Source organism: Gilliamella sp. B3783, assembly GCF_026536125.1.
In the GTDB taxonomy this organism is placed as follows: domain Bacteria; phylum Pseudomonadota; class Gammaproteobacteria; order Enterobacterales; family Orbaceae; genus Gilliamella.
Window position 1 is genome coordinate 77,992 of record NZ_JAFNOU010000003.1, and the last position, 15,310, is coordinate 93,301.

General features: G+C 35.1%; 8 protein-coding genes. 5 read left to right on the forward strand and 3 right to left on the reverse strand.

The window, feature by feature from the left end; translation table 11 throughout:
• The 3 genes from J3U59_RS04010 to J3U59_RS04020 all read right to left on the reverse strand — a co-directional run bounded on the left by J3U59_RS04010 (position 1) and on the right by J3U59_RS04020 (position 3,590).
• Positions 1 to 1,371, reverse strand: a complete 1,371-nt coding sequence (locus J3U59_RS04010) for a DUF6384 family protein (RefSeq protein WP_267333197.1) — start codon at positions 1,369 to 1,371, stop codon at positions 1 to 3.
• A complete protein-coding gene (locus J3U59_RS04015) occupies positions 1,371 to 2,522 on the reverse strand; it encodes a hypothetical protein (RefSeq protein WP_267333196.1) in 1,152 nt (383 codons plus the stop codon). The genes J3U59_RS04010 and J3U59_RS04015 overlap by 1 nt, the downstream gene beginning before the upstream one ends.
• A 396-nt stretch (positions 2,523 to 2,918) precedes the next feature.
• Complete coding sequence (locus J3U59_RS04020; RefSeq protein ID WP_267333195.1) at positions 2,919 to 3,590, reverse strand: JAB domain-containing protein; 672 nt, start codon at positions 3,588 to 3,590, stop codon at positions 2,919 to 2,921.
• 744 nt (positions 3,591 to 4,334) lie between these two features.
• On the opposite strand from J3U59_RS04020, the gene J3U59_RS04025 reads away from it, so the two are divergent.
• The 5 genes from J3U59_RS04025 (at position 4,335) to J3U59_RS04045 (ending at position 14,983) form a co-directional block, all read left to right on the forward strand.
• Entirely contained in the window at positions 4,335 to 5,570 is a 1,236-nt protein-coding gene (locus J3U59_RS04025) for an NRAMP family divalent metal transporter (RefSeq protein ID WP_267333194.1), read from the forward strand.
• 15 nt (positions 5,571 to 5,585) lie between these two features.
• Complete coding sequence (locus J3U59_RS04030) at positions 5,586 to 6,362, forward strand: LamB/YcsF family protein (protein WP_416379564.1); 777 nt, start codon at positions 5,586 to 5,588, stop codon at positions 6,360 to 6,362.
• Positions 6,363 to 6,440: 78 nt separating this feature from the next.
• Positions 6,441 to 8,039: an urea amidolyase family protein gene (locus J3U59_RS04035; protein WP_267333192.1), complete on the forward strand. Its 1,599-nt coding sequence runs from the start codon at positions 6,441 to 6,443 to the stop codon at positions 8,037 to 8,039.
• Positions 8,032 to 9,780, forward strand: coding sequence for an acetyl/propionyl/methylcrotonyl-CoA carboxylase subunit alpha (locus J3U59_RS04040; protein WP_267333191.1), 1,749 nt, complete (start codon positions 8,032 to 8,034; stop codon positions 9,778 to 9,780). Before J3U59_RS04035 ends, J3U59_RS04040 begins: the two co-directional genes overlap by 8 nt.
• Positions 9,781 to 10,378: 598 nt before the next feature.
• Positions 10,379 to 14,983, forward strand: coding sequence for an autotransporter outer membrane beta-barrel domain-containing protein (locus J3U59_RS04045; RefSeq protein ID WP_267346518.1), 4,605 nt, complete (start codon positions 10,379 to 10,381; stop codon positions 14,981 to 14,983).
• The last annotated feature ends 327 nt before the right edge of the window (positions 14,984 to 15,310 follow it).

The following is a 15,310-nucleotide window of genomic DNA, read 5'->3' on the forward strand; positions in this document are numbered from 1 at the left end:
TTACCACTCCAAAATTCTGCCCGATTTAACGCTAGTTGGACAATTAAAAGATAATCGGCCTACTGGTTTATCACAAAGCTTATTATTATCAATATGTCCATCTGCTGATTTATCTGCTTTAACGCTGTTAAATGCTTGTTGAGTAACTTGTTGACCAAAAATACTGGCTAATTGTATATCACCAGTTTCGATACTTTGTACCAATATTGGTATATTTTTGCCAGTTGGTGTCATAGGTTTGACAATTAAATACCAAGACTTACCATTGGTATTTTTATGAGTACGCTCAATGCCTGATTTGGAATCTGGATTATCGATAATTGTCAGAGTCAATGGTGTTTGTGCTAGTTTAATGAAGTAACTCATCATTTGGTGATATAACTCTACATGTTCAAAATTAAGATTTGTTAAATTTGCTTTTATTTCATTTTGTAGTGTAGTAACCGGTGCCATATCTTTAATCGGTACGTTTAGCGCTTGCAGTTGTTTATTGTCAGCATCAATTTTAATTTTTAAAGCCTCTGCTCGATCAACTGAGTTGTATAATGTTTCGATATGATTGATATCGATGTCTTTTTGCCCCTGATTAAGCGCGTCAATAACCTTATCAGCTGCGATTTGTAGAACGGGATATTGTTTAGTTGCTTTTATAAACGCTTTGTTATGAATTAATTTTGCTAATTTTTTGTCTTGTTCAAGTAGTATCCTTAACTGTGTTATCTGTGTTGAAATTTCGGATAATTTCTGACTGATTTGGTCATTAGTTTGTTGTAATTTTTCTAATGTATCTTCCTCTTTTTGGAAGAAAAAAGATTTTTCAATTTCAGGTTTATCAATAGATAGTCCGATTTGTTTATTGAGCAAGTTAGCAATCGAATCTTTTAAATGTTTAGCAGGCGTTTGTGCAAAAATAATCTGATATTTATTAAGTTCATCAAACTGATTATTTAGATCATTTAATGATTGTTGTGAAGCTAAAATATGATTATAGGTAATAAAAATATTATTTTTTAGTTTTTCTGTTTGAACTAAACGAGAGGAAATAATTAATATTAATAAGAGGATGATTATACCTACAATGGTAAATAAGCGAGTGCGTTTGAGGTAACAAGCAACAAGAAAACGTTGCAACCATGATCGCTTGGGTGCATTGAATCGTAATCGCTTATCAAACCAAAGATTAATCCCTTTTTCAATGGTTTTATCATCAATTGCTAGGTTTTGCGTTTGATAGTAATCCTCGATACTTTGTTTTAAATTGTTGTGTAATGTTTCACAATCTAGGTGCTCGAGCAATAATTGTTGATTTTGGTAAAGCTCATCAATAATCGCCATTGCCCCTAGTTGATCACTAAGCTTGACTTCTCGCATTAAGCATTAACCCTTAAGATGATATTATTAAAACGCTGTTTACCATCTTCAACAATGCGATCAATCTCTTTAGCATTATTAATCGATTCATTTCTAAGTTCATTAATTAACTGATGGCTTGATTCTTGATAATTAACAATAGATTCAATCAACGATCGTAATGACTCGGCCTTGATTGTTGAGCCATAGCCTGCTTTTAAACCTTCTTTTAACTGTTTACCACTTTGTTTGGCAATACTTTCAATACCCTTATTGATACCATCTTTCATTGATTCTAGAGTTTTAGTACTTTCACTTAAGCCAGTTAATGAAGTGATTGATGCACTTAATGCGGTGAATACAATTTCATTGGTTGAAAAAAAACTAACACTTTGTTGATAAACACGTTCTTTGACCGAGTTAGTTTGTTGTAATCGAGCATATACTGCTTCGGCTGCGTTATATGAGACGGTTAAGTTATTGGTAATATCTAAAATAATTTGGTAACGCCTGTCTTCCTGTTGCACATTGCGTAACGCTTCGTCTCTAACGAGTTCTAATCGTGCTAGCTCAAGGTGATTATCTGATTGATAGTTATCAACTTCCGCCATAGCGTTAGATAATTTTTCTTTACATTCATTTAGGCGTGAAGTTGCAGTGACTAAAACTTCTTCGGCAATAATTTGTGCTTGTTTTAGACCAAAACGAAAATCTTGGTAAGCATTTAAAATAACATGTTCTCGTTCTACTTGGTTGCCGGTTTCTTTTGATACTTCCAAATAAGTTTTTCTTATTAGATCAAAGCGATCGGGAATTGACCCGCGTTTAAAGCTCATCCATCCCATTTTGATTCTTTCAAGTAGATCTAATTTGCCATCATCCAACCAATCCAGCATCTTTTCCATATCAGTGCGGATACTATCAAAGTGATTAACAATTTTAGTGTAACGTTGTGAAACGTCCATGGCATCTATTTGCTTCCTTACCACTTCATTAAATGCACTTTGTTGTTGCAATGTTCGAGCAATAGCAAGAATACGATTTTTATCAACTTCAGCTACATTGTCTAATAATTTTAAAATAGGTACATCGGCTTGAGGTTTAATTGTTATACCGATTTTATTAAGTAATTGTATTGCTCTATCTACATAAGACACGATATCATTAGACATATCCCTATCCTTAAAAGTATTTTTAATCAAATATATATCAAATCTAGCCCGAATTATAACGTAATAACTTTATGATCACCATTGAATTATCTGTTTAGCGTTGCATGGGTTGAGATGATAGATTTTTCACCAAAATTTAGCTGATGTTTTAATGATTGACAATATAATAGTTTTTATAAACTAGGGGGAGATAAATAATGTTATAGATAAAGTTATAGTTAAAACTGATTTGATGGCATAAATCATGGTTACTGCGAATTTTTTGATGATGAATTATTAAATTCATCTATATTAGCTAGCTTATTTACCTGACTTAGATAAATTGTTTTTAATTTTTTAGTTATGTTATTTAATCTGTGTGTAAACGTCAAAAAGATAGATTGTAAATGATGTTTATTATTTTTTATTTAATAATTTTTCTATTTGTTTAAGTGTAATTCCCATTATTTTGGCGATAGCTTGCTTATCCATGCCTTTTTCTAATAAGGTTGTAACCATGATGATCTCTAATTTTTCCCGTCTAACTTTTTCTGATTTTGTTTTATGTTTTTCACATGCTAGTTTCTCTTTTGCTATGGCTTTTTCTTCTTTGCGGATTTGTTCCATAATTTGATAAGCAGGGACATATTTTAAGCTTTTTTCCAGTTCGTCCATTAATCCAATAGCTTTGAAACTAACATAAGTTTTGGTTGAAATAATTAGATGATCAACCAGTTCGATGTTAAGAATTCGTCCAACTTGAATTAGGCGATCGGTCATATCTTTATTACACACAGAGGGGGCTAAGCGTCCTGAAGGGTGATTGTGTACCGCAATCACACGTGATGCATTTTTCATTACAGCCACTCGAAAGACATTCATTGTTTCGATATTGACTGATTTGTAGGCGCCTAAAGCGATAAGTTCAATATGTACAATATAGCCAGCAGCGTTTAAACCGATAATCCAGAAATGTTCTTTTTCTTGATCTATTTTGTTATCACGTAGTAATACGTTTTTCATGATGTTATAAACATCATCAGTTCCTTCAATATAACGTTTATCATTTTTGCCCAGCTTAATATCCATTCGCAATTCGTATTTAGATAAAAAATGTACGAAATATAACATAAATCAGATGGTATTGTAAGCAATGGCTTTTGCGTCCCTTATTTATCAAGATTTATTGCTTATTTCGTAGTGATTTTAGGGTAATAATAAACGGGGTAAGTAAACGACATTAAATGTACCTTTCGACAGTAAAAATATTTGAACGTGTTGAGAAAAACTTTACATTTAGACATGATTAATGCTCACGAGATCATTGATTGTTCAATGCCAAATTATAGACATGTTCGCGTAAATCGACTTTTTAAACCGCTTCAAACAATAGAATGAGGTAAAATAGGCACTTTTTTATATCGTACGATCGAGTAAAGATCGACAAATGGCATCGTGTTTGTGTTGCCATATTGATATAAAATAGACAAATTTATGTTACTTTTTATACTTAAATATCTATATTACCTTAAACATCTTTACATAAAATGTTATTTTTAGTAAGGTTACTTTACGTTGTTTGCACCATTTGATGGCATGATTTTTTCTCATTTTGGTGCAAAACTAGTCATCTTTTTGAACACTATAACTCAATTATTATCCGTTACTAAAACATTATAATTATTTTTTATTAGTTTTTTACTTTAAAAACAGTAATTATATTTATCCACTTTTATAAAGATGTTAAGAACTACTGGCATAGTAATTGCTTGTAATAATATTGAATATAATTAAGTCAATAATTATAGAAATAAGTTTAGAGGAAATATGCATATGGAAAATCATAGCAGTAGTACAGTTGCTTTTGTAAAAAAGCGGCGCTCTTCGTTAATAAGTGCCATTTTTCTAATGGCCACTTCGGCAATAGGTCCGGGATTTATTACTCAAACAGCCACCTTTACTGTTACTTTAGGTACCGCTTTTGCTTTTGGTATTTTAGCTTCTATTATTATCGATTTTGTGGTGCAACAAAATATTTGGCGCGTCGTTGCTTTAACCAAAATGAACTCTTCAGATATTGCTAATGCAACTATTCCTTTTAGTGGCTATGTTTTAGCTATGCTTATTATATTTGGTGGATTAGTTTTTAATATTGGTAATATTGCTGGAGCAGGATTAGGTTTAAACGCATTGGTTGGACTCGATCCTAAATGGGGGGGGGCAATCAGTGCGTTAATGTCAGTTTATATATTTTCATCCCGACAAGCCAGTCACTTTATTGATCGCTTAATGATCGGTTTTGGTTTATTAATGATTATTCTGACATTATTTGTGGTGTTTGCTTCACATCCACCAGTAGGTGAAGCGTTAAAAGAAACGGTTTTCCCTAGTAGCATTGATTTTGCTTCGATTACCACAATTGTAGGAGGTACGGTTGGTGGTTATATTTCTTATGCTGGTGCTCATCGATTACTAGACAAAGGAATGGTGGGCGTTGAACATATTGATTATGTTTCAGGTGCAGCAACTAAAGGCATAATGGTCGTTGGCTTAATGCGTTATATTTTGTTTTTAGCTATTTTAGGTGTTGTTGCAAGTGGTGTGACTATTGATATTTCAAGTTATGCGGCTAACCCTGCATCACAGGCGTTTCAAGCGGCGTTAGGGGAATTAGGACTACGCATTTTCGGCTTAATTTTATGGGCAGCTGCAATAACAAGTATTATTGGCGCTGCTTATACTTCTATGACATTTATAACGCCGTTCAAACGTAATATTACAGAAAGACAACGAAAAATTGCCACCATTATATTTATTGTTACTTCGCTTGCTGTTTATTTAATTATGGGAACAGCCCCAGTGTCATTGTTAGTCTTTGCTGGGGGCTTTAATGGTTTAGTATTACCACTGGGTTTAAGTATTTTTGTTTATATTGGATGGCGACGATCTGATCTGATGTCTGGTTATCATTTTCCTCGATGGTTATTATGGTCTGGTGTCGTAGTCTGTGCTATTACTTGGTATATGGGAGCCATGTCAGTAGCGACTATCTTCAATTATTTAAAATAGAAGGGCAATATGATCATCGACAAATTGATTGATTTAAATAGTGACCTTGGCGAAAGTTTTGGTCAATGGAAAATGGGTAATGACGAAGCAATTCTAAAAATCGTAAGTAGTGCAAATATTGCCTGTGGTTTTCATGCTGGTTCTCCTGAGGGAATCTTAAAAACATTAAACGCTGCCAAATTAAATAATGTGGCCATTGGTGCGCATGTTGGTTATCCAGACTTAGTGGGTTTTGGTCGTCGAAATATGGACGTTGCGACCGAAGAATTAATTGCCGATGTCATTTACCAGATTGGCGCTTTAAAAGGGTTAGCAACGTCAATTGGTAGTAAAGTGAGTTATGTTAAACCTCACGGTGCGTTATATAACACTATTGCACATGATAAACGTCAAGCAATGGCAGTTATTGAAGCAATTTGTCTTATTGACCCAGCATTGACATTGGTAGCACTTGCAGGTTCGCAGTTAATTAATTGGGCAAAAGATAAAGGCTTAAATGTTGTAGCTGAAGCTTTTGCTGATCGTGCTTATCATGCTGATGGGACATTAGTTTCTCGAAAACAAGAAGGTGCAGTATTGCATGATCCTGATTTAGTTGCTCAGCGAATGTTACAATTGGTCAATGAAGGCGGTGTTACCTCGATTGATGGTCAATTTGTTCGTATTGATGCTGGCTCAATTTGTGTGCATGGTGACAGTTCTGGGGCTTTAGCTATGGCGCAAAAAGTGAAAGAAAGATTACAACAAAATGGCATTACAATAACCTCATTTGCAAAGGTGAAAGATGTGTAAACTTGCTCACAACGTTGTACATTTAGACAAAATATCTCTATTTAGTCTTGAAGTATTTGCCATTTACCGAGGTGTTTAATGCGTTTTTTACCTGTTAATATTGATGCACTGATTGTTGAGCTCGCTTCCCTTGAGCAAACAATGGCTCTGACGAATTCGCTGCAAAGCTTGTTAGCACAAGGAAATATAAAAGAGATTATTCCCGCAGCGCGCACCATTTTGATTCGTTATAATCCAATAACAATTGATGCGAATACTCTTGCTAACCACATTGTAAAACTCGATATAACATCGGATGTAATAAAATCAGGTGAACAAATAACCATTCCTGTTCGTTATAATGGTGAAGATTTAGATCAAGTTGCTCAATATTTGGGTATAACGGTTGATGAAGTTATTACGCGTCATACCAGTAATGAATACCAAGTTGCGTTTTGTGGATTTGCTCCAGGCTTTGCTTATATGGTATCGAAAACAGCTCAACTGGATGTACCACGTCGACAGTCACCTCGGGTTCGTATTCCAGCAGGTTCTGTTGCTTTAGCTGGCGAGTTTAGTAGTATTTATCCACAAGCAAGTCCCGGTGGTTGGCAATTAATAGGTATCACAGACGTCGCTGTATGGGATATTTATCGTGAGCAACCAGCTCTATTTAAGCCGGGCACTCGTGTTAATTTTGTAGATGCGAGTAAAACGGCAGTACAATATCATTTACCTACGACTAAAAGGCCAAATAGTGTTATTGAACCAACATCCGATATCAAAATATTATCGACCGGTTTACAAACGCTTTTGCAAGACAATGGTCGAATGGGGCAAGCAGCTTTAGGTATTTCAGAATCAGGAGCAATGGATAAAACGGCGCTACATAGTGCTAATCGTGTTTTAGGCAATCCAATTAATGAGGCCGCATTAGAAATTACTCAAGGTGGGTTTAGTGCTCAAATAAATAGCCCTATGCTAGTTGCGGTAACAGGTGCGGTCTGTGATATCACGATATCAACCTCAACAGGTGAAAGATATCAAGCCTCAATGTATCAACCTATTCAGTTAGAGCATGGTGATACGATTTATTTAGGCCACGTTAAAAGTGGTGTACGAAGTTATTTTGCGGTGAGAGGTGGGTTTGAAGTATTACCGATTTTAACTAGTTGTTCTTTTGATACTCTTGCACAAGTCGGGCCTGCACCGCTTAAAGTTGGTGATACGTTAGCAATTAAACATCAGCAAAAATTAAATCCTGTTTCTTTAACTCAAACACCGGCTTTACATTATCCGTCTTCTAATGATGTGGTTGAGTTAGATATTGTACTAGGACCGCGTACGGATTGGTTTACAAAGCAAGCAATATCGCTACTTACTTCACAATTATGGCAAGTTACACCAGCTTCTAATCGGATAGGACTGCGCTTATTAGGCGATACACCATTAGCACGTGAAAAGCATCAAGAACTACCTAGTGAAGGAACCGTTATTGGCGCTATACAGATTCCAGCAAATGGACAACCCGTGCTGTTTTTAAATGATCACCCTTTAACGGGCGGTTATCCAGTCATTGGTGCTGTTTGTAACTATCATTTAGATTTAGCAGGTCAAATTCCTGTCAATGCTAAAATAAAATTTAATCCTATTGGGATGTTTAAAGAATTCGAAGGGAGTCATGTTGATCATGTCTGAACATAATAAAAAAATAGTGCATAAAGTATTGATTGCTAACCGTGGTGAAATTGCTGTGCGTATAATACGTGCTTGTCGTGATATCGGATTTTTGTCGGTTGCGATATATGCTGATGCCGATCTTGAGTCGCTTCATACCCAAATGGCTGATGAGGCATATGGTTTATTTGGTAATAAACCAAGCGAAACTTACCTAGATATTGATAAAATTATTACCATCGCAAAAAAATCTGGTGCAACTATGGTTCATCCAGGTTATGGTTTTTTGTCTGAACGAGTAGAATTTGCTAAAGCAGTACAAGATGCGGGTTTAATTTGGATTGGGCCGAATCCAGAAACCATCGAAATATTAGGCGATAAAGTTGAAGCCAGAAAACTTGCTATTGAAGTCGGGGCACCGTTGGTGATGGGTACTAAAGAGCCCGTTAAAAACGCCAAAGAAGTGGTTGAGTTTGCACATATGCATGGCCTGCCGATTGCGATAAAAGCAGCTTTTGGTGGCGGTGGTCGAGGTTTAAAAGTTGCGTGGCAAATGGATGAAGTTGAAGAACTTTATCATTCTGCTGTGCGTGAAGCAGCCGCCGCATTTGGGCGGGGCGAGTGTTTTTTAGAACAATTTTTGCATAATCCACGTCATGTTGAAGCGCAAATTATTGCTGATAGCTTGGGTAATATTGTGGTGGTAGGGACTCGGGATTGTTCATTACAGCGCCGCAACCAAAAGTTAATTGAAGAATCGCCGGCGCCTTTTATTAGTGAGCAGTTAGAACAACAAATTATAAAGGCTTCGATTGATATCTGTGCTAAGGCAAACTATGTTGGTGTGGGTACAGTTGAGTTTTTATTAAGCCAAGATGGTAAATTATCTTTTCTTGAGGTCAATACACGTCTACAAGTTGAGCATCCTGTTACCGAAGAAACAACCGGCATTGATCTGGTTATTGAACAATTCCGCATTGCGCAAGATTTACCACTTAGCATTGAGCAAATGCCAATTCCTCGTACCCATGCTATTGAATTTCGTATCAATGCAGAGGATGTGGCAAATGGTTTTTTACCTGCTGCAGGGACGATTACTCGCTTTGATGCCCCATCTGGACCTGGTGTACGCTTAGATAGTGGAGTAAAAACAGGATCGACTATTCCAGCAACATTTGATTCTTTGATGGCTAAATTAATTGTTGTCGGTAAAAATCGAGAACAAGCAATTGCTAGGGCTAAAAGAGCATTAGCTGAGTTTGTCATTGATGGCGTTGCATCCGTTCTACCATTTCATCGAGAAGTACTTGAAAGTCCTGATTTCACAACTGATTTCAAAGTACATACTCGTTGGATTGAAACAGAATTCTCTGCAACTTTACAACCTGCCAAAAGACAAATACCACATTTAGAACCAAGTATCACCCATACTTTTATTGAAATAGATGGTAAACGTTGCAAACTTGGTTTGCCTACAAATCTTTTTGCTGGATTATCAACATCAACTAAACTTTCTTTGGCAGAACCCTCTTCGACACTAGAGTCCAATTCTACTTTTAGTGTTGAGTCACCTGTATCGGGAAGTTTATTTAAATGGTTGATTAATGATCATCAAAGTGTCAATCAAGGTGAAGTGATAGCAGTTATGGAAGCCATGAAAATGGAGGTTCCTATCACAGCACATCGTTCGGGCATTTTAACGCATGAACTCAAAGAAGGTGAATACATTAATGCAGGGACTAAAATTGCTGAAATAAGTTAAACCAATGTGAAGTTATTAATAAGCTTCTCCAAATTAATAATTTTATCAACACATAACATATATTGGTGAGTATATTAATGTGAAATACTTGCCAATATGTTTATATGTAATTTTAAAATCATTTCTAACTGTATTGATTTGATGATTACTGTAATAGGTAAATTTGAATCAAATATATCAATATATTAAAAGCCAATATTAATCATTAATATACGTGATTTTGATTATTTTGTCTTAAAATTGATTTTACTCAATATTATGTAAATTTTTATAATTTGATTGCTGTTTTACTCTCCATGTGGTGAAATATAAATTGATAATTCGGTATGTATACAATTGATTGTAAAAAAGGTATCGAGTTACCAAAAGCTTTTCTTTTTTCCATCTTAAATTTTTAAAAATAGTTTTTAGCGTTATTTATTCAACAAGTCATTCTGGTTTTAGAGAATTATTGTGTTATTCAAATTACTTAGTCAATAAATAAACCAGTTTTTAAAATTTAAGTGCAACATTATAAAAATAACCAATTAATTAAGTTTTTCATGTTTTTCTATAAAAAATTGGATGAAAGCCAATAATTGCTTTTGTGAGAGGAAATATGAACAAAGTATCTAAGTTAATTTGGAACACATCGCGTCAACATGATATTGACAGCTCAAGGAAGGCACAATCTAAACGTAAAACATTTTTGATTAATATGATTACAACTAGCATAACTGCGGCTATGATTTCGCCTAGTTATGCGAACTGTAGTAAGAATGATCAAATTAATCAGTCTTGTTCTACCACTCATTCTTCAACTTTATTTAACACTGATACTGCTAATTATATCCAGCGCTTTTCAAGCATTAGCACGCGTGGGCGTTCAATCCATTTGAGCCAAAATAGCGATGCTACAAATAATGGTGGCAATGGATATGAATATACTTCTGCGACTGATACAGACAGTTTAATCTTTGGACAAACAGCAGGTAAAATTACAGGAAGCACTAATGGCTTAAACTTGGTACATCAAGGTACAAATACTTTATCAATAAATACTGCTGGAACCATACTGGGTGTTACAGATTATGGAATTATGGCTGAAAATGCTGAAAACTCGACAGATATTATTATCACACAATTAACCAATGGCAGTATTACAGGTGGAAAAACTGGGATTTTAGTTGTTAATAATGGTAAAAGTACAACGAATGTTAATACTTCAGGTGCTGTTAATGGTAACCAAGAAGATGGGATATCGGTGATTAATGGTAATCAGGCAACCGACATTTCAATAAATAATGCTAAACCAGAAGGGGTTATTACGGGTGGTAATCGTGGTATAAATGTCGATAATCAAGGTATAGGTAATACCGAAATTCTGGTTTCAGGCTCGGTAAAAGGGGGCAATGGCGAAGGTATTTTTGTTAAAAATAGTAATAAAAGCAAAATAATTACTATAAACCAATTAGAAGAAAAAAGTATAATTTCTGGTAATTCTTATGGTATTTCTGTTTATAATTCTGGTTCAGAGAAAACCAGTATTTTGACAAAGGGAAAAGTAATAGGAAGTAATAGTGATGCAATTTACTCTGAAACAGCTGAAACCGGATCAGATGTATTTATCACTCAGTTCGAACAAAGTGAAATTACCGGTCATAATAATGGGATTACCGTTATTAATAAGGGTAGAGGAGAAAGTACTTTTAACCTTTCTGGTAAAATAATTGGTGAACAACAAGATGGGATTGTGGTTCAAAATTTAAACCCAGACTCAACTAAATTATCCATAACACAGGGTGGAGGGAGTATTTGGGGAAATGTTAATGGTTTAAATTTATTAAATAAAGGTAAAGGAGCGACAACCATTACAACCAGAAATGATGTGGAAGGACAACAGAAAGATGGCATTATTGCGATAAATGAAACGGGATCAGATCTTTTAAAATTAGATCAAACATCAGGTTCAATTAAGGGGCATAATAATGGGCTAAATTTTGTCAACAAAGGTAACAGCTCTATTATTATGAATATATCAGGTGATGTTACTGGTCAACAAGAAGATGGCATTAAAGCTATCAATCAAGAAGAAACGGCTACAAATATCAATCTTACACAGTCTATAGGATATATCCGTGGCCACAATAACGGTATAAATGTCATAAATAATGGTCGGGGTTCTACTCAGATAGATTTGAGCAGTTATATTTTGAGTTATCAAAATGATGGTGTGTCAATCACTAATGGTAATACAGCCAATTCTCTTACGATAAATCAATATAATGGTACTATTACTGGTAACGGAAAGGGTATTAATCTCAATAATAATGGTAAAGGAACAACCAATATCGGTTTATCCGGTACTGTGTCAGCTAATACTAATGAAGCGGTATTTGCAGAAAATGGTAATCAGACAGATGAATTAAATTTTATACAATCTGGTGGGAGCATAAATGGCAAGACAAATGGTGTTTATTTAATTAATAATGGATTGGCTTCGACCTATGTTGAGACATCTAGTGTTATTGTAGGGGATTCTCAACATGCTTTATTGGTCGTTAACAACGATACAACTAATGATTTAAACATTAAACAGTCTGATGGCAGTATTTCGGGTTTTTATAATGGTATTAATGCACTCAATGATGGTCAAGGGTTAACAGATATCGAAATTGCTGGCGAAGTAAATGGCTACAATGCTGAAGCGATTTTGATTAAAAATGGTCTTAAAACCAGAGAGTTAACGTTTACACTAACACAATCTGGTGATATAAAAGGTCATAGCAAAGGCGTGAATTTGATAAATAATGGCGAGGGATCATCTACTTTAGTTTTAAATGGTAAAATTAACTCGACGTTAGATGATGCGATAGATGTCTTTAACCAAAATAATACGACAGGCATAGATTTGACGCAATCGGCAGATAGTATTATCGAAGGTGCTAATAATGGTATTAAGTTAAATAATTCAGGTAAAGGCAATGTTGTCATCGTTACATCGGGGATTGTAGTAGGTGGAGCAAAAGCGGGTATTGAGGTTGATAATGGAACAACAAGCTCGGGTGTAAGTATCAAACAAAACCAAGGAACCATTCATGGACGAGATAATGGTATTTATGTAAATAATAACGGCACCGATAATACAGTTATTGATATAGCTAATAAAGTTTACGCTGATGGTAACGATCAAAATAATAACAAAGATGCCGGTATTTACACTACAGGTCAATCAGGTACGGCAACGTATATTAACCTTAATAATGGTGCTAATGTTTATTCTACACTTGGTACGGCTATCAGAAACGAAGTAACGAATTCAACTATCAATCTTAATGATGGTTCGAAGGTTAGTGGTAAAATTTTGCTTGGAACAGGCAATGATACGTTGAATATTAACCAAGGTGCTGATATTTCTGATATAACTGTACTTGATGGTGGGCATAAAGCTACCCGAGATGGAGACTTGTCAGAGAAAGACGTGCTTAATTTTAGTACGCATCTTACTGGTTCTTCTGACTCAACAGGCAGTATCAATAATGTGGCTATTTTAGATTGGGAAAATATTAATGTTGGTCAAACAGGCATTTTATCACTAACAGGTGATCTTAATACTGATAAATTAACCCTTAGCTCGGGATCGGTGTTAGATTTAGTGCCATCCTTGCATCAAGCTACAGTGCGAGGAAGTGTGTATAATGCTGGTACTATTACACTTAATAATGGTTATGCTGGAGATAATTTAACTATTACAGGGGATTATAATGGTGTAAATGGCAGATTGTTACTTGATACAGTCGTTCAAGATAGTAATAGTCCGACCGATAAATTGCTCATTGGTGGCAATGCTTCAGGCCATACATCAGTAAACATAAATAATGTCGGTGGATTAGGTGCTAACACCGGTATGACTAATGGTATTGAGATTGTTAATGTCAAGGGTATAAGTTCAAATGATGCGTTTAACTTAGAAGGTAATCATATAGATGTTGGTGCTTTTGAATATTATTTATATAAAGGCGGTCTTAATCAAGAAAACGAAAACTGGTATTTGCGCTCTTATAAACCAACGAACCCAACAGATCCCGATAAGCCGGTTAATCCAACAAACCCGGATAAACCGGTTAATCCGACTAACCCAGATAAGCCGGTAAACCCAACAGACCCAGATAAACCGGTTAATCCGACTAACCCAGATAAGCCGGTTAACCCAACAAATCCAGATAAGCCCGTTAATCCGACTAATCCGGATAAACCGGTTAATCATAAAGTATCTTATCGTAAAGAAGTGCCAATGTTTGCCGCAGTTGCTGCTCAATTACGTCAAGCAGACCTTATAATGCAAGGTAATATGCACCAACGTATAGGTAATACATTATTACCTGATGATTATACTAGTTGGGGAAGACTAATTGCTGCACGTTCAGATATTAAACAAGATGGTGACGTTGATGCACGTAGTAAAGGGAATTATACAGGTTTTCAAGTTGGAAGTGATGTTTGGTTGAGTGAAGATACTAATTGGCGAGCAGGGGGCTACTTTGGTTATTTATATGGACGGTTACATATGAATGGTTTTGCTAGTGGTGACTTTGGCCAAGTTGGTAAAAATAATCTCAACTCTTACTTTATTGGCGCTTATGGTAATTACATGCAAAACGATGGCACTTATTTAGATTTGGTTCTACAAGGTGGGCGTCATGAGGTGGATATTAAACCTGATGAAAATAAAAATAGTAGTCAAAAAGGTTATGGTATTAGCGCTTCAATCGAAGCGGGAAAACCATTTAATTTAAATTATTATGATTGGAAATTAGAACCTCAAGCACAAATTATTCATCAATGGTTAAATATCAATAACAGCCATATAAGTGGACAAACAACGGTTAAACAGGACGATAATGATTCTTGGTTATTCCGAGTTGGTGCACGATTAGAGAATAATTTTCAGACTGATTTAGGTACATTACGACCTTATACCCGTGTCAATTTGTTCTATTCGCCAGATGGTGATGATAGCACTATTTTTGCAAGTCCAAGTGCTTCAACAAAAATTAAAAGTGGTGCGGGCTATACAAGCACAGAGCTTGCTATTGGTGGAAGTTACGAGATCAATAGTCAAATAAGTGCATACACTGAAATTGGTCATACTTGGTCTAACAGCGGTGATGCAAATGTCAAAGCACCTATTACGGGATCTTTAGGGCTTAGAGCTAATTGGTAGTTTGAGTTAGATCCTAATTTTATTTTAGACAAACCGATATCTTATTTAAGTAGGGTATCGGTTTTTTTATTGAGTTCATTTAAAAAATGTAATTAACACTAAGGATATTAAGCTGATTGAAACCATTAAGTATTTATCAAACTTAGTTTTAGTAAGTAGGATTTATTTATCTTATTGTTAATAAATAAGGCATCAATATTGTGATTTTTTCTACGTTTAATTGTCTTTAAATATTCCAAGTATTATTAAACTATTATAGTCGTATGTTTTACTAAGTATATAATCTGGTTGCTTTTGTCTAACTGACTGCTTATTATTAAAGAACTA